The following is a 23477-nucleotide window of genomic DNA, read 5'->3' on the forward strand; positions in this document are numbered from 1 at the left end:
AGGATAGACCAAGATTGTCTTTACGTCAGTTGAAGCTTTGTTTGCTTTTTCGAAATGACGAGATAGAAGGCAAGTCCGATTGAAAAGATGCTCAGCCAAAACGTTCCGTATCCTATGTCAGTCATATATTCAGAAAGCATGGAGTATTGCGGCATCATCCCAAACAGGTAATCAATGACATCATTATGAAGCGTCCAGACCGCAGCGATAACAAGATGCCATAATGAAAATCGAAAATACGGGCTGTACAGCACCCCCTGGACAGCCATTGCAAAATGCGAGGCAATCAGCATATAGCCTTCCCATGGCAAATCACCCGTGACAGCCAATACGAGAAGATTCATTCCGACCGCCCACAAGCCATATTTCACGAGCGTCACTAACGCAAGCGCTTCAAAAAGCGGAGCATTCCGCTTCATGAGAAAGGCCAGCAGCACAAACAAGAAGAAAAACGTTGCTGTCGGGCTGTCCGGAACAAAGATGAAGAAACGGGCCGGCGTCTCCAAAAGCTGAGGCAAGTACCAATAGTATCCGTAAACCGTCCCCAGAAAATTGATCGCTAAGACAAGAATAAGCATCGTTCGCTGTCCTAATACATATTGAAACCATTTCACATCAAATCAACTCTCAGTCTGTAAAAATAATATGTCCATATAAAAAAGCTGACGCCTGGTCAGCTTTTGATAATAAAAGTATATCCTTCCGTTTCGCAATTCACAATACGTTATTTCGCCGTTGTTTCGGAAATGAATTTCGCAAGTTCTTCAAGCTGCTTATCATTTCCTTTGAACACGCCTGCCGGCATTTGGCCTTTTCCTTCAACAGCGATCTTTTTGATTTCTTCCGGCTTCAGTCCGGTGTCTACCAATGAAGGCCCGGCCGCTCCGCCTTGAAGATTATCCCCGTGACATGAAATACAGCCCTGCTCCTGAAAAATTTTATATCCTTCGGCACTGGTATCGATATCCGCTTCTTTTGTGATTTTCCCCTGCTCCTCCGCCTTTGCCCAGTCGTGAGTAGCTACGGACTGCCAGGTCAAAAATACAGCCGCGGAAATAGCCAAGAGCATCATCCCGACAGCCACGGGACGCTTCCAAGGCCTTCTTTCCGTTCCCCTGTCGAGAAATGGCGCCAAAAGCAGAGCGCCAAAGGCGATCCCCGGCATAATCATAGCGCCGACCACCGTAAAGCTCCCAGCGGCGTATTCATATTTCAAAAGCTGATATAAGAAAAGAAAATACCAGTCCGGCAGCGGAATATAACCTGTATCCGTCGGGTCCGCCATCCGCTCCAAAGGCGGCTGGTGTACAATCGTCAAAACAAGAAAACCGATCAGAAAGACAGCTCCGACCATCCATTCCTTCAATAAGAAATTTGGCCAGAAGGCTTCTGTTTTACCGGGATACTCTGAGTAATCCTTCGGTATATTCGGCTTTTTCTCAGCCGGTATCCTTGAGTCTCCTACAAATTTCATCCCTTTGCCCCGGTGCATGTCATCCCCTCCCTTTTATTCGCAGATCAAGTTTAAAGCGGTCCTGAAATCCCCTGCTTGCGGATCATAATAAAGTGTGCGGCCATCAATCCAAACAAGGCGGCAGGAAGAAAGAATACATGGATCGCAAAAAACCTAGTCAGCGTTTGGGCGCCTACAATATCCGGATGCCCTGCCAGGAGTGTTTTGACTTGCGTTCCGATCAAAGGAGTGGCTTCAGCGATCTGCAGCCCGACTTTTGTGGCAAACAGAGCCTTCATATCCCAAGGAAGCAAGTAGCCTGTAAACCCAAGCCCAAGCATGACAAAAAAGATTAACACACCGACTATCCAGTTCAGTTCCCGCGGCTTTTTATACGCCCCTTGGAAAAAGACCCTCAGCGTATGTAAAAACATCATCACAATGACCAAGCTGGCGCCCCAATGGTGCATTCCCCTGACAATCTGGCCGAATGCAACTTCATTTTGCAAATAATATACCGATTCCCAGGCATTTTTAATATCAGGCACATAGTACATCGTTAAAAACATCCCCGACAACACTTGGATAACGGTTACAAAAAACGTCAGTCCCCCAAAGCAGTACACAAACGCAGAGAAATGATGGGCGGGATTCACATGTTCCGGCACTTCGTGATCGGCAATATCCCTCCACATCGGTGTAATATCAAGCCGTTCATCTACCCAGTCATAAATTTTGTTCAGCATGTCACCCTCCCCCCTTAGGCTTTGCTTTTCCAAGATACAGGAAGCCGTCTTTAACTTCTTGCTCGTAATGATCAAGAGGCGCAAGCGGCGGCGTGCCCGGGACATTGGTGCCGTCTTTTTCATAGAGTCCGTAGTGGCAAGGACAGAAAAATTTATTCGGATTTTTAGGATCGCTGTTCCAGTTCACCGTACACCCCAAATGCTTACAAATTGGTGAAAGTGCTACAATCTCATCCCCATTTTTGAAAACCCAAGCTGATCTCGATTCTTCCGACTCATACCAGGCATCGACTTGATTAATTTTGAAATCAAAGCGCTGCGGCTCTTTTGTCAGCTCATCTACGCTGACAACCTGAACCATGTCCTGCTTTCCTGTCGATTTTAACACCGGGTCGAGTGCAAAGCGAACCATAGGCATGAGCATACTAGCCGCCATAAATCCCCCTACGCCTGTAAGCGTATAATTTAAAAATTGACGTCTCGATATATCATGTCTTCCGCCCATCTCTTCTCCCCCCCTCAAGGTCAACCCTGCAAACTGACTAAAATAGAAAATATTTCATAACTCTAGACACCCTCATAATATATGAATCTCTCAGCAAGGTCAATATAGCCAAAATATTGTTTATAAGGAAATGTAAGTGTTTTTATGAAGCGTTCCATAACTGTAACAAAACGTTCAAAATTTCAGCTGTGCGTTCATCTAATATTTTTCTTTTTATGGAGTCATTTAAGTGCTCTAACGGAACAGAAGGCACAACAATAACCTTCCCCAATGACTCTTCGCAACTCCAATGATCATCAGCTGTCAGCAGTACAGCATGCTGAAAATCTGATTTGACCTCCTCCTGTAAATCTTTCAGCCCTTGAACGGTATTTTCATTTCTATCAACATATGTATAAGCAGGCAATAAATATACCCGTCCTTTTAACTGCCTTTCCAATTCTTCCGCTAGAAGCTGCGTAAATTCGCCTCTTTCTGCTGCTATTTTTAATTGGCTCCCCATTTTTATGTTAATTAATGGTATGACAGCGGTATCAATGTAATCTTTTGATTGTAAATAGTCCTTAGCATCAGGCATTTTCCATCTCATCATCGTTCTCCCCTTTTTACGACAACAAGCCTTGCATTACACTGCAAGGCTGGTCATGTTATGTGAGCTGATTCAATTGGTTCGATAATTGTTCAAATGCTTCTTTATCATGACGATCGAGCGCATCGTCAATGTCTTTTAATAATTTTTCTCTCTGGAATGTAGAAATGGCGTGCTCCAGGATTTGTTCAGCCAGCCCCTGATCTTTTTTGTTTTCAAACAGATCTTTCGGAATGTGAGGGTTGGACTCCAGCACCGCCGCATACTCAGGAGAACTGTAGGCTGAACGGAAATTAAGCTGGATAAACAAATCCTGCTGTTTATTTAATCTAATATCATGAAAAGATTTTTCCGCGTCGGTTGTCATGACATTCTCTTTATAAAACCGAAACGGAACTTCTTCAACACAATGTGTTGACATTATAATGCCTCTCGGGCAAAATTCTGCCTGCTCTACAAAATGAACCTTTTCCATTAAAGAATCGTGGCTCATTAAGTAGTTCAAGATCCATACGCACTCTCTGCGCTTTAGCTGATAATGGTTTAAAAACCAACGGATAAAATCCTTTTTCTCATTGACAGAAACAGGGGTCTGCATGTAATTCCCTCCTCTATCGTTCGTATAATCTATACTTATATGTTCCACATAAGCGGTTAAAATTCCTGCTTATCTCGAAAATTCATCCTCGATCCGCAAGATTATTTCTTCCAGCTCTTCATTGGCTCCGTCTATTTCGAGTACCTTTTTCAATAGCGGCAGCGCTTCTTGTTGCAGGCCTTCTTCTAATAAAAAGGTTGCGTATTCGTATAAGAAATCTCTGTCCTCACGATAGTGAAGAAAAGCAGCTTCAAAGGATTGTTTTGCTTCTTCGTACTGCTCTAATTCGGTGTAAGCGCTGGCCAGATACCAATTGTATTTCGGATCTTCTTCCCCGTAGCCCCGCACCTCTTGAATCAGATCAATAATTTGCTCATAATTCTCTTCCTTATGATACACAGCAAGTAAAGTATGGAGTGCTTCGACGAAGCCAGGATCAAGAGCAAGCGCTTCCTGAAGAAGTTTTTTCCCTTCTTCTGACTTCCCGATTTTTAACGCCATCTTCGCGGCATAGAGGAAAAGCTCTTTGTTATATTCATCATATCTGATACCCTCTTTTGCCGTTTTTAATGCCTCTTCATACATCCCTTCAGCCTCATAGCTCTTTGATAGCGGCATATAAAGTGATGAATAGGATGGATCAAGCTCCTTTAAATCGGACAGCTGTTTAATAGCCGTTTTGATCAGTCCCGCTTGTGAGGCTGTAAACCCATAGCCGAAAATTGTATTAGGGTCAGGATTCTCATCTACAGCTTTTTCATACCACGGAATGGCCTCCTCAAAATCTCCTGATGCACTTAGCGATTCCGCCAGTCTTTGGTGGACATTAACGCCTCCGATCTCACTCTGCTCCCCAGCCGTTCTTTTAAAATATTGAACAGCTTTTGCATAGGCTCCTTGAGTAAAGTATAGCTCGCCTAACGCAAAATCAATGATTGGTTCATTTTCAAGAATAGACTTTGCCTGTAAAAGCTTTTGCTCACTTACTTCGAACAGCCCCTGCATCTGATAAAGATCAGCCATGAGCAGCAGGCTTTCCGGATATGATGGGTCTGATTCCGGGATCGTTTCCAGCACAGCCAATGCTTTTTCTTCTTCGTCAATATCTATTAAAAGTTCAGCATAAAAATTCGTCAGTTCTGTTTCATTCGGATATAAATCATGCAAATCACTGATCAGTGAGATCGCTTTCTCTACATTTCCCCACTCGTAATAAAGCTGTGCTGCGATGGCTTTATCTTCATCATGAAGCTGTTTTTCGGCCTTCGAGAGGGTGTTGAGTCCCTTTTCTGTTTCTCCTGCTTCAACTAATTTTATGGCTTCTTGAATTAATGTATTCAAATCGGACCGGTCCTTTCTTTTCCTAACAACATCAATCATACATAAAAGTCTTATTTGTTCGGGTTAATCCTATCATAATTCAGAGGATAGCCCTCGGCAAATAAGATGCTTACACTGTACGTCAAGGAATTTCTGAGTCTTATTAGTTTATCAAAAGATCCTGCGATAGCAAATAAAAAAAGGAAGATAGCCCTCTATTACAGTAAAGCAGCCCTTGACCTGCCGACTTGTAAGTAAAGCCCCCTCCCTCTTTTTTTGTTTTTATATTCCTCTATAAGACAGGCTATGTTTTTTTTCTTCAGTTTATGACTGATAAACGCTCACACAACAAATCCTGAAGCATAAACTTCAGGATTTGTTTGAAAGCTTATTTAAATGATCAAAAAAGTTTGGATATGACACATGAATGGCGTCTGTCTGTCCGATCTCAACCGGCTCTTCTGTTAAACAGGAAGCTATACCGAGCATCATTCCGATCCGATGATCTCCATGACTTGATACTTTCGCGCCGCCTTTGAGAGTTTGTTTGCCATATACCTTCATTCCGTCTTCAGTCGGTTCAATCTCAGCACCGAGCTTTCGAAGCTCTGAAACAACTGTGTCGATACGATTCGTTTCTTTCACTTTAAGCTCTGCGGCATCCTTAATGACTGTTGTTCCCTCCGCCTGAGTCGCAAGAAGGGCAATAATAGGAATCTCATCAATCAAACGCGGAATAATATCTCCGCCAATTTCAACCGCTTTAAGAGATGACGTTTCAATGATCAAATCTCCATAAGGCTCTGCGCTTTCATCAACAGATGGTATGATTTCAAGCTTTGCCCCCATGTTTTGAAGCACATCGATGACACCGGTCCGAGTCGGATTTAACCCCACGTTTTTCAGTACAATTCTGCTGTTTGGAATCATTGCGCCAGCTGCAAGGAAAAACGCGGCTGAAGAAATATCTCCGGGAACAAAAATATCTGCAGCCGTAAGCTGCTGGCCGCCTTTTATGGAGACACTTGTCTTGTCCTCTGCCAGTTTCACTCCGAAAGCAGACAGCATCCGTTCAGTATGATCTCTGGATTTATGAGGCTCGGTGACAGTTGTAGTTCCCTCAGCCTGCAACCCGGCAAGCAGAACAGCCGATTTAATTTGCGCGCTGGCCACAGGTGATACATAGTCAATGCCTTTTAATGTACTGCCGCTTACTGACAGCGGTGTAAATTCTCCGCCGGCTCTGCCGTCAATTTTAGCGCCCATTTGTTTCAGAGGTTCTGTTACACGCTTCATTGGGCGTTTCGCAATGCTTTCATCCCCAGCTACCGCGCTGTAAAAAGGGCGGCCCGCAAGGATTCCGAGCATCAGACGAATCGTTGTGCCTGAATTACCGACGTCTAACAGACTTTCTGGTTCTCGCAGGGAATCCATCCCTTTCCCGTGAATGATCACATCACTGCCGTTTCGCTCAATTTGAACGCCCATCTTACTAAAGCAATCGATGGTGCTCAGACAGTCTGCTCCCGGCAGAAAATTTTTAACAGTTGTTGTGCCTTTCGCAAGCGCACCAAACATAACAGAGCGGTGAGAAATGGATTTATCACCGGGAATATGTATTTCGCCGTTTAACGCCTGCACCTTTTCTCTTTTCATTGTTTCCACCTCAATCAGCATAAAAAGTTTCGTATTCCGCGCGGGCTTCTATGCACTGTTCGGCCCGTTTGCGGTCATCATCGGATTGAAAACTGATCCTTAAAATCCCGTTAATATCTTCTCTCGTTTCAATAATGCGGATATTCGTTATACTGATGCGTTCCGCAGCAAGTATAGCCGTTATCTCGGAAATCACACCAGGATGATCCGGCACGTCTACGTATAAATCATAAAATGCCGGTATTGCGCCCTTCTGGCGGAGAGGCAGTCCATCACGGTAGTCCTTTGCCGTTTTAAAATAATTGAATAGTTTTTCCGCATCTCCATGCTCTACATATGTCCGGATCGTTTCAATCTCACGAGTCCACTCATCAAAACGATCTAAAATCTTATCTTTATTATGTAACAGAATATCACGCCACATTGCAGGACTGCTTGATGCAATCCGGGTAATATCCCGAAAACCGCCGGCAGCAAACCGCTTCACAAGCGGATAAAGCTCTTCCGAGTGATGGGTCTGATGCACAAGACTGGCTGCAACAATATGCGGAAAATGACTGATCACGCTTGTTACGCCATCATGCTCTTCAGGCGACATTTCTACAAATTGGGCATTCGTCCCTTGCAGCAAATGTTTTAACTGATCGACCGCTTGTCTGTCCGTTTTACGGCCCGGGGTTAAAATATAAAACGCATTTTCAAACAGAAATTCCTTTGCAGCGGCAACTCCTGATTTATGCGAGCCCGCCATCGGATGCCCTCCGACAAATTGGTAGCCGGCAGGCAGCACTTGATCGGCGTAATGAACCACTTTTTGCTTTGTGCTTCCTACGTCAGTAATCAAAAGCGGATGCTTAATTTCTGAATGGGCCAGCTCTTCAAGCATAAGCAGCGTTTGCGCAACAGGTGTTGCAATAATAACGGTTGCAGCTTTTTTCGCGCCGTCAATAAACGAATCAGCACTCTCGTCTATCACACCTAATTTTAAGGCAGCCACTACCTGCTCATCTGAGATATCGACCCCAATAATGCGTTTTTCCGGATGTTTTTTTTTGATGGCTAACGCAATAGAACCGCCTATCAATCCGAGACCGGCGAGCAATATTGTATCTTTGATTTGATTCATTCGTCATCACCTGGTTCATAGACTAAAGAGGTGATTCTTGACCACCTCTTATAAAATTTCAGCTAAAGTTGCGAGAATTTCCTCGTTTTGCTCTTTCGTGCCGATCGTAATCCGGAGTGAAGTCGGGAACCCTAATGCATTTCCTGATCGGACAATATAACCTTTTTGCAGCAATGCCTGAAACAATTCATCAGACGGGCGGTTAAAATCTATTAAAACAAAGTTTGTCTGTGAAGGGTAGCATTTTAATCCGTGTGTTTCCGCAAAATCATAATACTGCTGAAGGCCTGCTTGATTTTTCTCGATGCAAGAAGCGATAAATTCTTGATCGTCAAGCGCTGCAATCGCTGCAGCCTGGCCAAGACGGCTGGTGTTAAACGGCTCTCTTGCCGGCTCTATTTGGCGGATCAATTTTTCGTCAGCAATACCGTATCCGACTCTAAGCGCCGCCAGACCGTATGCCTTTGAAAACGTACGCAATATCATCAGATTGGAATACGTATTCAAAAGCGGTATGCTTTCCGGGTAATCCTCAGCTGTTACATATTCATAATATGCTTCATCAAGAACAACGAGGACACGAGAAGGAACACGTTCCAGAAATGAAATCAATTCTCCTTCAGCCGTATAAGTGCCCGTCGGGTTGTTCGGGCTGCAAATCCAAACGACTTGAGTCTGTTCGTCAATCGCTTCAAGCATCGCGTCTAAATCATGAGAGCCGTCAGAACGAAGGGCAATTTCACGAACTTCAGCGCCTTCAATCACCGCATTATGCTTATATTGCGGAAAAGTCGGTGCTGCTGCAATCGTGTTTGTTTTGTCGTTTAAAAAAGCCCGGCATATAATTTGGATGATTTCATCTGAACCATTGCCGAAAATAAGTGATGTTTCGCTCACATTGAGGTGCTCACTGAGCCTTGTCCGCAAAGCGGCGCTATATCCATCGGGATAAAGCGCAAGCTGTTGAATTTCATGATGAAGTGCCTCTTTTGCAGCTTCCGAACAGCCGTACGGATTTTCGTTTGATGCAAGCTTCACGACTTTATCCAAGCCATATTCTGCTTTTACTGCTTCAATCGGTTTACCCGGCTGATAAGGCTTCAGTTGTTTTAAATGTTCTTTGATACGCAAATCCAGTCACCTCATTTTAAACTGTACAAACCGCCAAACGTCTTCGCGTAATCTTCAAACTCCTGCACTGCACGATCTCTCGTCTCAGTGCTGATGAGCCGATCCTTTAATTCTTCTATCTTTTTGACGAGCGCACTTCCCACTACGACACCGTCACAGATTTCATTCATCTTGACCACCTGCTCGCGGCTGGAAATACCAAACCCAACAGCAACCGGCACAGCGCTGAGATTCTTCACTGTCCGGATAAATGGATAAGCTGATGAATTGAACTCATTTCGGACACCGGTCACACCTAACGAAGATACACAGTAGACGAAGCCCTCGGCTTGTTCAATAATCGTTTTCAAACGGCTTTCGCTTGTCGGTGCAACTAAAGAAATATACGTTACCTCATGGGTTTTGCATTCCGCTTGAAGGCTGGCGCTCTCTTCTAAAGGCAGATCCGGAACAAGCAGGCCGTCTATATGATTTTCCCGCAGTAAAGCGAAAAAGTATTCTTTGTTCAATTGTAACACAGGATTATAATACGTAAAGAGGATAATGGGAATATTGACGCCATTTTTTTTCATTTCTCCGCCTAATTCAATCGCTTTTACAATATTCATCCCGTTCTCAAGCGCCCGTTTTGAAGCCCGCTGAATCACCGGACCGTCTGCCAGCGGATCAGAGTATGCTACACCAATCTCAAGTGCCGTGGCACCCGCTTTTTGAAGAGACTTAGCCAGTTCGACTGAAACTTCCGGCAACGGATCACCCGCTGTAATAAACGGGATAAACAACTTTCCCGACTGCTGCAGGTCTGCTTTAAACATGCGCTTTCACCTCATCTTCCAATACGTTCATTAATGTGTTGACATCCTTGTCTCCTCTTCCTGATAAACAGACGAGGATAGTTTGATCCCGCCCCATCTCTTTTGCGATTTTAAATGCCTTCGCTAATGCATGAGCAGATTCGATCGCTGGTAAAATCCCTTCTTTTTCTGACAATAGTTTTAACGCATCTACTGCTTCTTCATCAGTTATGCTATCGTATGTGACACGGCCGCTTTTATGCAAATAAGCGTGCTCCGGACCAATTCCCGGATAGTCAAGTCCTGCTGAAATTGAATAAGGCTCAATAATTTGACCGTACTCGTCTTGAATGAGGTAAGTGAGCGAACCGTGAATCACACCGACAGTACCTTTCGTAATGGTAGCGGCATGAAGCGGGGTATCAATTCCTTTTCCTGCCGCTTCAGCACCGATCAGTTCAACATCTTCGTCTAAAAATGCCTGAAACATGCCTATCGCATTACTTCCGCCGCCTACGCAGGCAACGACTTTATCAGGCAGTACTCCCTCAATGTCTTTCAACTGATCCTTCGCTTCCTCTCCGATCATTTTTTGAAATTCCCGGACAATTTGCGGGTAAGGGTGCGGTCCGACAACCGATCCGATCATATAAAAATGATCCTCACAATGCTGAACCCAATAACGGATAGCCTCATTTGTCGCATCCTTCAGGGTCCCGTTTCCGCTTGTGACCGGCACAACCTCTGCTCCAAGAAGCTTCATTCGGAATACGTTCAGAGACTGGCGGGCGACATCCTCTTCACCCATAAATACAATACAGGAAAAACCAAACTTTGCAGCAACTGTGGCGGCGGCTACTCCATGCTGTCCGGCACCTGTTTCTGCAATGATTTTCGTTTTGCCCATTTTTTTTGCAAGCAATGCCTGGCCTAAAGCATTGTTGATTTTATGGGAACCTGTATGGTTTAAATCTTCTCTTTTCAAATAAATTTTAGCGCCGCCTAAATGCTCTGTGACTCGATCGGCATATGTTAATGCGGTCGGCCTGCCGGAATATTCAGCTAACAGCTTATGATATTCTCCCCTAAAAACAGGATCATCCTTTATTTCCTTAAATGCTGTTTCAATTTCTCCTAACGGCTGCATAAGAGTTTCCGGAACAAATTTCCCGCCAAAATCACCGTATCTGCCTATTTTATTCGGATATGGATACATATCGGTTCATCCTTTCTTCTAAGAGCCTAATCAGTTTGTCATCTTTTTGTCCGTTTTTTTCTATTCCGCTGGCAAGATCGACTCCGCCCGGTCTCCATTTCAATAAGTCTGCGATTGTGTCGGGATTCACACCGCCTGCGATGAAACACCGTTTCCCCGTTTGTTCAGCTTTCTGCTGATATTCAGGCACACACTCCCAAGCAAAAGCCACTCCAGTCCCGCCTCTTGCCCCTTTTACAGATGAGTCAATCACAAAACCGTCTACAGAATCGTTAAAGCGGTCCAAATTCTGAATTGCTGTGCTGTTATGATGGAGCGCCTTCCATATTTCACAATTTGTCAGCAGACGGAGGACTTCAGCATCCTTTGGAGTCTCATCACCATGAAGCTGAATGACGTCAAGCTGCAAATCGTCTGCTATACGGGCAATCGTTCCCAGCGATTCATTCACAAAAACGCCTGCAATCTGTTTCTCGGTACGAACTTGGCTCAGCCACTTTCTCACATCTGCCGGAGATACTTTTCGTTTACTGTCAGCAAAAATAAAACCCAGATAATCTGCCTGTGAATCCGCTGCAAGCCGCAGGTCCTGCAGTGACCGTATACCGCAATACTTTAATGCCGGTTTTTTCACATCCTCACTCCCCATACAAAGCATGGATTGCTTTTTGCTGTGAATGCTGTCTCATCAATGACTCTCCGATTAGAACAGCTCGTGCTCCATGTTCTTTGACAAATGTTAAATGTTCTAAAGAACCAATGCCGCTTTCACTGACAAGCAAGCATTCTTTCGGAACTAGGGATGCAATCTGTTTCGTCTGTTCGAGCGAAGTTTCAAACGTTTTTAAGTTTCGATTATTAATACCGAGAATATCAGGGGTGAATACCTTCACTATTTGTTCAAGCGTCGTTTGATCATGAACCTCCACTAACACATCCATTTCCTTTTCCCCTGCTTCGAGATACAACTCGTGAAGCTGTACAGGATCAAGCACCTCTCCGATTAACAATATGGCATCTGCTCCGATTCTCTTTGATTCCTCCACTTGAATCGAATCAATAATAAAATCTTTTCTCAGCACCGGAATCGAAACAGCACGCTTTACGTCTGATAAATAACTGTTTTTCCCTTGGAAAAACGGAAAGTCAGTTAAAACAGAAAGTGCGTCTGCCTGCGCAGCTTCATAGTCTTTTGCAATCTGCTCCGGAACAAAATCTTCTTTAATGAGTCCTTTTGACGGCGACGCTTTTTTGACTTCGGCAATCAATCCGATAAAACGGTTCGGGTTAGCCAGCGCCTCTTTAAAAGAGCGTTTTTCAAAAGGCTGCTCTTCTGGCAGGATGAGAGTTTTGACTTCTTCTTTTTTTTGATTGATTATGTTTTCAAGCATAGATCTCTCCCTCTTTCTGTTTCAGTCTATCGAGCTGGGCTGCGGCACCTCCGCTTGCAATCGTTTCTAACGCAAGCTCTGTTCCTTCTTTCAGTGTTTCGGCAATACCCGCCGTGTATATCGCAGCGCCGGCATTAAAGGCTGTAATATATAAAGCCGATTTGCTGCTTTTATTTTCAAAAATATTCTGAATCAGATGAGCGCTTTCTGTCGGTGACTGCACCTGTATATCTTCAAGTCTGCCATTTTTGAAGCCGAAGTCTTCGGGTGAAACAGTATATTCCCGGCGCTCTCCATCCTTTATTTCAATCACATCGGTCGGTGATGTAACCGAAAGCTCATCTAAACCGTCACGGCTTGCTGCGAATAGTACATGCTTCGGCTGGAACATTTCCAGTGCGCTTGCCATCAATCCCGCTTTTTCAGCAGAATAGACACCGATCACCTGACGCTTCGCCTGCAAAGGATTGCTGAGCGGTCCGAGCAGATTAAAAATCGTTCTGAATCCGAGCTCTTTTCTTGTACCCGCCACATGTTTCATGGACGAATGATAAAGCGGCGCAAAGAGAAATCCCATGTTATTTGTTTCAATGCTGACTCTGACTTCTTCAGGTGTGGTTTGAATTGGTATCCCAAGCTCTTCAAGAACATCGGCACTTCCGCTTTTAGAAGATACGGAGCGATTGCCGTGCTTTGCAATTTTAGCTCCTGCTGCTGAAGCAACGATTGCCGATGCCGTTGAAATATTAAAGGTAGAGATGCCGTCACCGCCTGTACCGCATGTGTCAACCACATCATGAAGTCCGTCTACCGTAAGGGCATGTGTCCGCATGGCCTTCACAAAGCCCGCCAGCTCTTCTGCAGTTTCGCCCCGATGAGCCAGGATTGACAATATACCGCCCATTTCAGAAGGAGTCATTTCTGCTGTCATCATCATATTCATAAGCGCTTCCGCTTCAACAGCAGTAAGTGTCTTACCGTCAACGCACGTTTGCAGAAATTGGTTCATCGGCTTCATCCCCCTTGCTACGAAACATGTCTTCAGCAATATGAATGGTTTTCAGCAGTGCGCCCGCTTTGTTACAGCTTTCTTCATATTCGGCTTCCGGCACAGAATCAGCAACAATACCTGCTCCAGCCTGTATCGATGCAACACCGTTTTTTACGCTCATGGTACGGATCGTAATACAGGAGTCGATATTCCCGTCAAATCCGATGTAGGCGATGCAGCCGCCGTATGTCTCTCTCGGTGTCGGCTCCAGTTCATTTAAAAGCTGCATGGCGCGGATTTTTGGGGCCCCGGTTAAAGTTCCCGCAGGAAAAGCCGACATTAGCGCATCGACAGGGTGAACTCCCTCTTTCAACCTCCCTGTGACGACTGAAATGATGTGCATAACATGTGAAAATGAGACGATCTTTGTGAACTCCGGCACAGCAACCGATCCATACTCTGCCACTCTGCCGATATCGTTTCGAGCTAGATCAACGAGCATATAATGCTCCGCTTTTTCTTTCTCATCTTTCATCAGCTCAATTTTGAGTTTTTCATCTTCCTCTTTGTCTGCGCCTCTTTTTCTTGTTCCGGCAATCGGATGGATTTCCAAATGCCCGTCTTGAACGTGGATTAACCGTTCCGGAGAGCTGCCGACAATCTCTCTGTCCGGGAGTTTTATATAATACATATACGGCGAAGGATTGACGATTCGCAGCACTCTGTACAATTCAAAGGAATCTGCTGTTATCGGAATCTCAAATTTTTGTGACAGGACACCTTGAAAGATGTCTCCTGCTTTTATATATTCTTTGATCTTTTCTACATCTGCCATAAACGCTGATTTTTCGTAATTTGAAGATACCGTATCGAAACCAGGCGTCTTATATGACTCAGATGAAAGAAACAGTTCTTTTATGTTTTTTTGATCCATCATTTTATCAATGAGGCCTTGGAGCTCTCGGTGATTTTTATTGAACACAGCAATTTTTTCAGCTTCAGTTTCTTGTCCATTCAATCTAGCATACTGAATAAAGTGGACGTTTTTTGTTTCATGATCATAAGCAATTAATGTGCTGCAAACAAACAGCATACACTTTTCAAATTCCGTTTCCTTCCTGTGGCGAGGAACAGAAGGTTCAATCATCGGGATCATATCATAGCTTAAATACCCGACAGCTCCGCCTACAAAGGGAATGGCAAGCTCTGGCGTTTTGATTTTGTATGCTGCATTCATCCAATCCAGTACCTCTTTTAATTCTTTTCCAGTGTAAAGGGATCGTCCATTCTCATCTTGAGCAGTAAAATCATTTTGCTGTTCTTTGATCGTGAGAAATGGCTGTAGGCCGATGAACGAATATCTGGACCAATTTGATGTGTCATCCTTGCTTTCAAGAAGGTAAGTGATCTTCCTGTCCAGCTGCTCGATCATTTGGATAGGTGTCAGTGTGTCAACTGTGAAAGTCTCCACAATCGGTATGGTGCGGTAGGACATACTGTCCTCTAAAAATGCAGAAATGTTTGATTGGAAATTCATTGCTTTCACTCCTTTTGGCAAGGAGAATGAGAAGAAGGCATGAGAGGGAAAATCAAGATATAACAAAATAAACCCAAAAGAAAGGCTTCTTTTGGGTAGAATAAACATACATGTCTCAGCTCAACTACACTCATTCTCTGCTACCCTATTCTCTAACTCAACTCATTCACTAAGCTTTATACACACTCTTGTGTATTTCTAAGCTGTTCTAATCGTATTACAATTCATTATTTTTTGTCAATGATAAATCGGGTCTTAATACAACCGCTTTTTCTAAATAGACATGTCTGATTTGATTCTGAGGAATTTCAGTCTGAACAGTCATCATGACCCTTATGCATTTTTTCAGACCGCCTGTAACATCCATTTCCTGCATACATGTCACCGGCACATACTGCCAGCCAGAAAGCTCGCGGACAGCTTTTGCCGGGAAAACAGAGTGCAGGTCAGGCGTCGCCGATAGAAGCATTTGAACAACATCTTCCGGCTTTGTTTTGTTTTCTTCTATCATTTTTTCTAACAGCTGTTTGGTTTTTTGTAAAATCTCTTCTTCAGTATCCTTTTCGACTGTAGTTGCTCCGCGAATTCCACGAATCATCATGATGTCTCCTCCATTCGCCATTTGTTCAGCCAGCTCTCAAGTTCATCTCTTGAAAACGTATGGTCGGCGACTTTTCCTAATTCTTTGAGAACGATGAATTGAATCATACCGCCGCGGGTTTTTTTATCATTCATCATACGGTCTAAAAGCACGGAAGTTGCCGTTTCTTTTTTAATGCGGCTTGGATAGCCCAGGTTCTTAAGCCAGCTGACTAATCGATTTCTGTCCATTTCACAGCCGGCTTCCTGTTCACTTATATATAAAGCAAACTGCATACCGAGTGCTACCGCATCACCGTGGGTGATCTGTCCGTAGCCATACTCCGCCTCAACTGCGTGGCCGAGTGTATGCCCAAAGTTAAGATAGGCTCTGATTCCTTCTTCCTTTTCATCCTGATGAACGACAGACGCTTTAATCGAAATACCTTTAAAAATCATGTCATTCAGCTGCTCGCTGGTGATATCGTTCAGTGAGTGAATGCCCAGCAGGTCTTTCAGGAATTCTCTGTCATAAATAAAAGCATGCTTAATCACTTCTGCCATCCCGGACCGAAGCTCTTTTTCCGGTAGGGAACGGAGAAAGTCCGTATCGTAAAGCACGGCTTTGGGCTGATAAAATGCGCCGATCAGATTTTTTCCAAGCGGATGATTCACCGCTACTTTTCCTCCGACCGCGCTGTCATGCGCCAAAAGCGTTGTAGGCATTTGAATGAAATCAATGCCGCGCATAAAAGTGGCAGCCACAAATCCAGCAAGATCTCCTACAACACCGCCTCCAAAAGCGATGATGCATGAGGAGCGATCCATATGAAATCGAATCGCTTCACTCTGCAGCTTCGTGTACATATCCATTGATTTCGCCTGCTCTCCGCTCGGCACCGTCACTTTTTTCACAGGCCATTTTTCTTCCAGCAGGTGAAGCATTTCATCACCGTACAGGCGATCCACTTCTTCATCGGTAACAAGCATAATGCGTGTTAATGGCCTGTTTAGCGAGGTTAATAGTTCACAAGCCTTTTTTCTGATTCCTTGTCCGATAAATACAGGATACGAAGAGGAAGCGGTTTGAACATGCAGTGTTCTCATTAAAATTCCCTCGACAGTTTTCTCATATTCTCCACGTTTTCTCTAATGCGGTCAATTTGGTCTAAGCCGAATTGTTCAACAACAGCGTTCGCAATTTCCCATGCAACAGCAGCTTCCGCCACTACACTTGCCGCTGGCACTGCGCAGCTGTCTGAACGTTCAATGCTGGCAGAAAACGGTTCTTTCGTTTCGATATCCACACTTTTCAGCGGTTTATATAATGTCGGAATCGGCTTCATGACTCCGCGGACAACGATTGGCATTCCTGTCGTCATGCCGCCTTCCAATCCGCCAAGTCTGTTCGTAGCACGCGTATATCCTTTTTCTTCGTCCCAAATAATCTCGTCATGAACCTCGCTTCCGTTTCTTCCGGCCGCTTCAAAACCGATGCCGAATTCCACACCTTTAAATGCATTAATAGAAAGTACTGCCGCTGCAAGCTTGCTGTCCAGTTTACGGTCATAATGAACGTAGCTGCCCACGCCCACCGGCATTCCTTCAACAATCACTTCCACAATTCCGCCGATGGAATCTCCGTTTGCCTTCGCTTCGTCAATGGCATCCATCATTTTTTTGCCTGCTTCTTCATCGTAGCATCTGACCGGAGACTCTTCAGTCACACGCTTCAAGTCATCAATTGAAGTATAATCCGTTTTTTCAGCCTTAACTGCCCCGATCTGTAATACGTGGCCCGCTACCTTAATGCCAAGCTCAGAAAGGATCTTTTTAGCGACAGCGCCTGCCGCCACTCTTACGGTCGTTTCACGTGCTGAAGAGCGCTCAAGCACATTTCTCATATCGCGGTGGTTATATTTAATCGCACCGTTTAAATCTGCGTGTCCCGGTCTTGGTCTGGAAATTTGGCGTTTCATTTCCTTTTCTTCTTCTTCAGTAATCGGAGCCGCACCCATAATTTTAGTCCAGTGTTTCCAATCGTTATTTTCTACGACAAGTGCGATTGGTGAACCGAGAGTGCGGGCATGGCGCACCCCGCTCATAATTTTCGCCTGGTCCTTTTCAATCTGCATGCGGCGCCCGCGGCCATGGCCTTTCTGGCGTCTGCCAAGCTCAAAGTTGATATCTTCCTCAGTTATGTAAAGCCCCGCAGGCACACCTTCAATAATGGTTGTCAATTGGGGGCCGTGTGATTCACCGGCTGTTAAATATCTCATGACTTCTTCTCCCTTCATCGCATTAACGCTTTTAAGTAAAACTACTATAACATATTTTTCGGCAAAAAGTCAGTCTATCTTTTTTGATAAAAGAATGTATCCGCGGGAGAAAGGCCGAATTTCTCCGGATTGAAGATCTGCTCTGTGCTGCCGACAAAGAGAACCCCATTCTTTTTTAAGCTATGCGCCATTTTTAAGTACAGCTCTTCCTTTGCGTTTTCTGTAAAATAAATAAAAACATTGCGGCACACAATCAAATCAAAGTCTTGCTCGTAGCGATCCGCAAGCAGATTATGTTTTTGAAACCTAATGTTCTTCTTTATGTCATGTTTCACTTCATAGCTCTTATCAGCATTTTGAGTAAAATAACGATCCTTCACAGAAGACGGCACTTCTTGCAAAGATCGCTCCTGATACACGCCTTTTTTCGCTTTTTCCAATGCTTTATCATCTATATCAGTCGCCAAAATCTGATAGCCTGGGAGCCCTTTCTGCTGATCTAAAATCATTGCGAGCGTATAAGGCTCCTCCCCTGTAGAGCATGCCGCGCTCCATATTTTTAAAGGCTTTGAATGTTTGATTAAAGGCAAAATAGCTGTTTCAAGAACTTCCCATCTTTTATAATTTCGATAAAATTCTGAAACATTAATCGTCATTCTGTCTAATGTTTCATTTAAAAGCGCCTGATCCTTTTCTAATGCCGCTGCAAAATCCTTAAAGCTTTGAAAACCTTTTTTCTCATAAAGGGATGTCAGCCTTCTCTTCATTTGCGCTTCTTTGTATAAAGTTAAATCAACTCCGGTTAATTGCTTCCATTTGGTTGTAAATACGCTGTATGTATCCATCTCTTCTCTCCCAGTCTCGCTGTCTTTTGTCCTAGTATAGCTTGTTTTATCAGGAAATTGTATTGTTTCAAATAAAAAAATCAGCTTTTCAGCTGATTTCAGATGATTGGTAAAGACAGTGGTGGATCCCCTGCCGTTTAGCCATATATTCAAGTCAATGTAAACCTTTACAAAAAAGCCGGAACCGGCGGAATGCAGATGCCAGCTCTTCTCTCGGCTTTTTCAGCAATGATTAATAGATCCAGCCTGTCATGAGTTGTTGATATGATACTAACTCTTCATCCTTAAAGAAAATATTAATCTCACGCTCAGCACTTTCCAGAGAATCAGAGCCGTGGATAATATTTTTTCCGACAAACATGCCGAAATCCCCGCGAATGGTGCCTGGCAATGCTTCTTTAGGGTTTGTTTTTCCAATCAGCTGCCTGGTCACTTCAACGACATTTTCGCCTTCCCACACCATCGCAAAAACTGGTCCGGAAGTAATAAACTCAACAAGTTCTCCAAAGAAAGGCTTCCCTTGATGTTCGGCATAGTGTTTCTCAGCCATTTGTTCAGTTACTCTCATCAGCTTTGCGCCAGCTAATTGTAAGCCCTTACGTTCGAATCTAGATAAAATTTCCCCGATCAGCTGCCGTTGGACACCGTCCGGTTTCACCATGATAAAAGTCTTTTCCATCACATTCTCCACCCCATCATATGTATGTATAGGCTTTCACATTGCACACCGAAATCGTAACATCTTTCAGATAATTAATCAATCCGGGGCGGAGAAATTTCTTAATATCTACAAAAAATTAAAATTTTCTTTTGCCGATATATTTTGCGATGGCTGCAAGAGAAGAACGCGCACGCCCTCTCGGAAGCGTGTTAAGTTTTTGGAAAGCTTTTTGCAGATACATCTCGCTTACTGCCATCGATGCTTCAATTGCATCTGTCTTTTTGATTTCTTCAATAATAGGCGCAAGCTGTTCTTGTGTCGTCTCGCTGTTAATTAATTTAAGCTGATTCTTTAAAGCTGGATTTTTTAATGCATATAGGACAGGCAATGTAACATTTCCTTGAAGCAAATCGCCTCCAACCGGTTTACCCAGTTCTTCTTCAGTTGAAGTAAAATCAAGAATATCATCAATGATTTGATAAGACATGCCGACATAATATCCAAACCAGTAGAGCGCCTTATGAATCTTTTCTTCAGCTCCGGATGCAATAGCCCCCAGCTGGCAGCTGACAGCGATAAGAAGCGCCGTTTTTCTCTTTATGCGCCGCAGGTACGTTCTGAGATTCTGTTCCATGTTGTATTTGTCTTTGATTTGTTCAATCTCTCCAAGACACACTTCAACAATGGTCTGCGACAAAATCCGATGAGCTTTCGGTTCATTAATTCTCGTCATCATTTCAAGAGATCCGGCAAGCATATAATCGCCTGTATACATCGCAATTCGGTTATCCCATTTGGCTTTGATCGTCGGCTTTCCCCGGCGAAGCTCCGCATCGTCAATGACATCATCATGAACCAACGATGCCATATGAATCATTTCCAGAGTGACAGCGACATATTTAATCTTATTGATATCGTAATCGCCAAACATGCCGGAAAGCAGAACGAAGACAGGCCGAATCCGTTTGCCTCCTGCCTGCAATAGATGAAGACCCGCCTCGCTCAAAAGCGGATAATCGGAGCGTACGGTTTGTTCAAGCTCCCTTTCAATTACATCAATATCGTCATTTAAAAAAGAGTAGGCCATTTTAAATTTCATATCATTCACCCAAACATCTGTGTTTTCATTTCCATCCGATATGCGTGGCAGCAACTCCGCCAGTAAACGAATGATATTTGACATTTTTCAGACCCGCCTCTTCAAACAGGCCTGCCAGTTCCTTCATACCAGGAAATTCTCTGGCTGACTCTTGGAGCCACGAGTATTCTTTATAGCTTTTCGCAAACAGCTTCCCGAAAAACGGCATAATATACTTAAAGTACATAAAATAAGCCTGTCTAAATCCAAACATTTCAGGCTGTGAGGTTTCCAGGCATACTACTTGTCCGCCAGGCTTCACCACACGTCTCATTTCTTTCAGTACGGTCAAATAATCAGGCACATTACGCAGTCCGAAGCCAATTGTTACAAAATCAAATGTATTATCATCAAAAGGGAGCTCCATTGCATTTCCGTGCAGCAGTTCGATTTGACTGAAACCGCCGTCTTTTACTTTCTGTTTGCCGACGCTCAGCATGTTTTCGCTGAAATCCAAACCCTTTATCTCACCGGTTTTACCGGCTGCTTTTGCAAGAGCAATCGTCCAGTCAGCTGTTCCGCAGCAAACATCAAGAGCTTTGGCGCCTTCTTTTACACCCATGATGCGCATCGTTTTATCACGCCATTTTTTGTGCTGCTGAAAACTGATGACAGAGTTCATTTGGTCGTAGTTTTTATATATTTTTTCAAATACTCCGTGTACCCGCTGTTCTTTTGAGTCCTGCATAATGGTTACCCTTCTTCCACTTTCTGATGATAAGTTTGATCTTGGCTGATTGTCTTCAGGCGGTTTAATAAAATTTGCTGAATAGGTGAGCTTAGAGGCAGAAGTGACTCAATGCTGTTCTTTGCTTTCCTAAAACACTCTTCCAGCATCTCTTCTTTTGTTTTCCCCAGCTGTATAACACTGCCGATCACATCTAAAAATGTATCATTTCCGGTCATAAGCCGCTTATATACAAAAAAATCACTCGATAGCTTCTTCCAGCGCGGGAGATTGAAATGTTCAGACACCCGATGGAATAAAGCTGATTCAACGATGCCGACACTTTCGAAAAAATGGTGTTCGTCCTTTACAGATCGGTCATACAGACGAATTTTATGTTCATTGATTTCTTTAATTGCTGTAGCGAGCGTTCTAATCATGTAGATATCCTTCATTTCAGATAGTAATGAATAGTACAGTCCGCTGAAATAATCGCCTGCAAGAACAGTCAATTGGCGGTTCTTGTTTTCGTCTCGTTTTATGACTCTGGCTGTCGTTACTTCATCATGGGTATCAAGGGCGCTTTGTACAAGCATCGCTGTTACAATATAATTTTCTCTGTCATTGTTTTTTATGTCGGCTTCCTCAAATAATGCATGAAAAAGAAGAAGCTTATCCTCATCGATCTTAGGCGCAGAAATATGCTTCGCTAAATAAGGATGAGACAGCTTTTGTTTTATTTTCGTGTTCAGATTGGCTAAAGTTCCGTAGATGTCTTGCAAAAATATCACCCTTGTCCCCAAATTCACATTTATTTCTAAATCATATGTATGAGTTTTATTTTGTCATAAGATTACGCAGGTATCATTATAGCATAAAAAAAACAAATTGGCTGTATCCTCCCGCTGTTTGCGAGCATTTGCTTTAAAACAGCGGGGACAGCCAGCTTATTTTTTTTCGCTTTTCATTTCTCCGTATGCGGTTTGAATGAGCGCCTCTCCTCTGACTTTAATGGCAGAAGTATGCTCTGTAAACTGAGCAATGATCACTTCTCCCTTGTCGAGTTTTTCAGAATGGTGAAACTTTGTGTCCGTTCCCCTTGTCAGGCCGATCACATTCACTCCATCCTCAATTGCTTTAATGACGACAAAATCGCTTGAATGCTTTTCGTTCATTTATAGCACCCTCTATCTTTATTAGTCCTGGCGTTTAATATGTTCCAATACTTCTGAACGTGCAGCAGCATCATCTTTGAAAATGCCTCTGACAGCTGAAGTGACTGTTTTGGCGCCCGGCTTTCTTACGCCCCGCATTGTCATGCACATATGCTCTGCTTCAACAACAACCATTACGCCATGCGGATCAAGCGTTTCTACGATGCTTTCTGCAATTGTAGAAGTGATGCGCTCCTGAAGCTGCGGACGCTTTGCAACTGCCTCAACGGCACGCGCCAATTTGCTGAGCCCTGTGACTTTTCCGCCCCGCGGTATATATGCAACATGTGCTTTTCCGTAAAAAGGAACAAGGTGATGCTCACACATAGAATGAAACGCGATATCTTTTACTAGAACAAGCTCCTCATGGTCTTCACCGAAGATAGTCTGGAAATGTTCTTTTGGATCTTCATTCAAGCCGGAGAATACTTCGGCATACATCTTTGCGACTCGTTTCGGAGTATCAAGAAGCCCTTCTCTGTTTGGGTCCTCTCCGATCGCTTCTAAAATTTGACGAACAGCTTGTTCGATTTGTTCTTTATTAACTTCTTTCATGTTCTGTGTCCTCCACCAATGAATACATTTAATTTCGATTCTAGCACATATGCCCCGCTAAAAGCAAAGTGAATGCACACGCTCCTAAAAAAATGAAAAGCCCCTTAAGAAGGGGCTTTTCTGTGAAGAAATAAAGTGTATGTAATCTAGATGCATACACGATCTATATTCACAATTATTTTCCGGCAACTGCGTCTTTAAGCGCTTTACCTGGTTTGAAAGCAGGTACTTTGCTTGCTGGAATTTCGATTTCTTCACCTGTTTGAGGGTTGCGTCCTTTACGTGCAGAACGTTCACGCACCTCGAAGTTACCAAAACCGATCAGTTGGATTTTATCACCGTTTTTAAGTGCATCTAAGATCGTATCAAAAACAGAGTCAACTGCTTTTGTCGCGTCTTTTTTAGACAATTCGCTTGCTTCCGCAACCGCATTAATAAGTTCTGTTTTGTTCATGCCTTTCACCTCCTCCCAAAAGGAATAAGCTC

General features: G+C 43.8%; 27 protein-coding genes. All 27 read right to left on the reverse strand.

Features of this window, described 5'->3' with window-relative positions; genetic code table 11:
* Nucleotides 1–20: 20 nt before the first annotated feature.
* Nucleotides 21–614, reverse strand: a complete 594-nt coding sequence (gene lhaT / locus MTN95_RS16855; RefSeq protein ID WP_248339065.1) for a lipoprotein heptaprenylglyceryl N-acetyltransferase LhaT — start codon at nt 612–614, stop codon at nt 21–23.
* 110 nt (nt 615–724) lie between these two features.
* On the reverse strand, nt 725–1492 hold the full coding sequence (locus MTN95_RS16860) for a menaquinol-cytochrome c reductase cytochrome b/c subunit (RefSeq protein ID WP_010334724.1): 768 nt from the start codon (nt 1490–1492) through the stop codon (nt 725–727).
* Nucleotides 1493–1524: 32 nt separating this feature from the next.
* Nucleotides 1525–2199, reverse strand: a complete 675-nt coding sequence (gene qcrB, locus MTN95_RS16865; RefSeq protein WP_003225560.1) for a menaquinol-cytochrome c reductase cytochrome b subunit — start codon at nt 2197–2199, stop codon at nt 1525–1527.
* A gap of 1 nt (nt 2200) precedes the next feature.
* Complete coding sequence (locus tag MTN95_RS16870) at nt 2201–2704, reverse strand: Rieske (2Fe-2S) protein (RefSeq protein ID WP_248339068.1); 504 nt, start codon at nt 2702–2704, stop codon at nt 2201–2203.
* A gap of 142 nt (nt 2705–2846) precedes the next feature.
* On the reverse strand, nt 2847–3293 hold the full coding sequence (locus MTN95_RS16875) for a YpiF family protein (protein WP_105991735.1): 447 nt from the start codon (nt 3291–3293) through the stop codon (nt 2847–2849).
* Nucleotides 3294–3351: 58 nt separating this feature from the next.
* Nucleotides 3352–3891 (reverse strand): ReoY family proteolytic degradation factor, encoded by a 540-nt coding sequence (locus MTN95_RS16880; RefSeq protein ID WP_105991734.1) that lies wholly within the window; start codon nt 3889–3891, stop codon nt 3352–3354.
* Between the two features lie 69 nt (nt 3892–3960).
* Entirely contained in the window at nt 3961–5232 is a 1272-nt protein-coding gene (locus MTN95_RS16885) for a tetratricopeptide repeat protein (RefSeq protein ID WP_248339070.1), read from the reverse strand.
* 348 nt (nt 5233–5580) lie between these two features.
* Nucleotides 5581–6867: a 3-phosphoshikimate 1-carboxyvinyltransferase gene (gene aroA / locus MTN95_RS16890; RefSeq protein WP_227597604.1), complete on the reverse strand. Its 1287-nt coding sequence runs from the start codon at nt 6865–6867 to the stop codon at nt 5581–5583.
* 10 nt (nt 6868–6877) lie between these two features.
* Nucleotides 6878–7993: a prephenate dehydrogenase gene (locus MTN95_RS16895; protein ID WP_248339072.1), complete on the reverse strand. Its 1116-nt coding sequence runs from the start codon at nt 7991–7993 to the stop codon at nt 6878–6880.
* 48 nt (nt 7994–8041) lie between these two features.
* A complete protein-coding gene (hisC, locus tag MTN95_RS16900) occupies nt 8042–9124 on the reverse strand; it encodes a histidinol-phosphate transaminase (RefSeq protein WP_024121856.1) in 1083 nt (360 codons plus the stop codon).
* A gap of 11 nt (nt 9125–9135) precedes the next feature.
* A complete protein-coding gene (trpA, locus tag MTN95_RS16905) occupies nt 9136–9939 on the reverse strand; it encodes a tryptophan synthase subunit alpha (RefSeq protein ID WP_105954949.1) in 804 nt (267 codons plus the stop codon).
* Nucleotides 9932–11134: a tryptophan synthase subunit beta gene (trpB, locus tag MTN95_RS16910; protein WP_202852574.1), complete on the reverse strand. Its 1203-nt coding sequence runs from the start codon at nt 11132–11134 to the stop codon at nt 9932–9934. The genes trpA and trpB overlap by 8 nt, the downstream gene beginning before the upstream one ends.
* Nucleotides 11115–11768, reverse strand: coding sequence for a phosphoribosylanthranilate isomerase (locus MTN95_RS16915; protein ID WP_202852575.1), 654 nt, complete (start codon nt 11766–11768; stop codon nt 11115–11117). Before MTN95_RS16915 ends, trpB begins: the two co-directional genes overlap by 20 nt.
* Before the next feature lie 4 nt (nt 11769–11772).
* Nucleotides 11773–12525 carry an indole-3-glycerol phosphate synthase TrpC gene (trpC, locus tag MTN95_RS16920; protein WP_105954946.1) on the reverse strand — a complete coding sequence of 251 codons (753 nt, stop codon included), beginning with the start codon at nt 12523–12525 and terminating at the stop codon, nt 11773–11775.
* Entirely contained in the window at nt 12518–13534 is a 1017-nt protein-coding gene (gene trpD / locus MTN95_RS16925; RefSeq protein ID WP_105991728.1) for an anthranilate phosphoribosyltransferase, read from the reverse strand. The genes trpC and trpD overlap by 8 nt, the downstream gene beginning before the upstream one ends.
* A complete protein-coding gene (gene trpE, locus MTN95_RS16930) occupies nt 13506–15053 on the reverse strand; it encodes an anthranilate synthase component I (RefSeq protein ID WP_248339074.1) in 1548 nt (515 codons plus the stop codon). Before trpE ends, trpD begins: the two co-directional genes overlap by 29 nt.
* Before the next feature lie 217 nt (nt 15054–15270).
* A complete protein-coding gene (gene aroH / locus MTN95_RS16935) occupies nt 15271–15654 on the reverse strand; it encodes a chorismate mutase (protein WP_248339089.1) in 384 nt (127 codons plus the stop codon).
* On the reverse strand, nt 15651–16739 hold the full coding sequence (aroB, locus tag MTN95_RS16940) for a 3-dehydroquinate synthase (protein WP_044155075.1): 1089 nt from the start codon (nt 16737–16739) through the stop codon (nt 15651–15653). The genes aroH and aroB overlap by 4 nt, the downstream gene beginning before the upstream one ends.
* Nucleotides 16739–17911 (reverse strand): chorismate synthase, encoded by a 1173-nt coding sequence (gene aroC / locus MTN95_RS16945; RefSeq protein ID WP_024121865.1) that lies wholly within the window; start codon nt 17909–17911, stop codon nt 16739–16741. Before aroC ends, aroB begins: the two co-directional genes overlap by 1 nt.
* Nucleotides 17912–17985: 74 nt before the next feature.
* On the reverse strand, nt 17986–18756 hold the full coding sequence (gene cheR, locus MTN95_RS16950) for a protein-glutamate O-methyltransferase CheR (protein ID WP_024121866.1): 771 nt from the start codon (nt 18754–18756) through the stop codon (nt 17986–17988).
* 232 nt (nt 18757–18988) lie between these two features.
* Nucleotides 18989–19438 (reverse strand): nucleoside-diphosphate kinase, encoded by a 450-nt coding sequence (ndk, locus tag MTN95_RS16955; protein WP_081638330.1) that lies wholly within the window; start codon nt 19436–19438, stop codon nt 18989–18991.
* A 115-nt stretch (nt 19439–19553) separates the two neighbouring features.
* Entirely contained in the window at nt 19554–20516 is a 963-nt protein-coding gene (gene hepT / locus MTN95_RS16960) for a heptaprenyl diphosphate synthase component II (RefSeq protein WP_024121868.1), read from the reverse strand.
* 25 nt (nt 20517–20541) lie between these two features.
* A complete protein-coding gene (menG, locus tag MTN95_RS16965) occupies nt 20542–21243 on the reverse strand; it encodes a demethylmenaquinone methyltransferase (protein WP_024121869.1) in 702 nt (233 codons plus the stop codon).
* A 5-nt stretch (nt 21244–21248) separates the two neighbouring features.
* Complete coding sequence (gene hepS / locus MTN95_RS16970) at nt 21249–22004, reverse strand: heptaprenyl diphosphate synthase component 1 (RefSeq protein WP_248339167.1); 756 nt, start codon at nt 22002–22004, stop codon at nt 21249–21251.
* A gap of 165 nt (nt 22005–22169) precedes the next feature.
* Nucleotides 22170–22397 carry a trp RNA-binding attenuation protein MtrB gene (gene mtrB, locus MTN95_RS16975; protein ID WP_024121871.1) on the reverse strand — a complete coding sequence of 76 codons (228 nt, stop codon included), beginning with the start codon at nt 22395–22397 and terminating at the stop codon, nt 22170–22172.
* A 21-nt stretch (nt 22398–22418) separates the two neighbouring features.
* A complete protein-coding gene (folE, locus tag MTN95_RS16980) occupies nt 22419–22991 on the reverse strand; it encodes a GTP cyclohydrolase I FolE (protein ID WP_010334745.1) in 573 nt (190 codons plus the stop codon).
* Between the two features lie 175 nt (nt 22992–23166).
* Entirely contained in the window at nt 23167–23445 is a 279-nt protein-coding gene (gene hbs, locus MTN95_RS16985) for a non-specific DNA-binding protein Hbs (RefSeq protein WP_003153447.1), read from the reverse strand.
* Between the last annotated feature and the right edge of the window lie 32 nt (nt 23446–23477).

Origin of the sequence: Bacillus sp. 2CMS4F (assembly GCF_023161785.1) — a bacterium.
GTDB classification, from domain to species: Bacteria; Bacillota; Bacilli; order Bacillales; family Bacillaceae; genus Bacillus; species Bacillus halotolerans.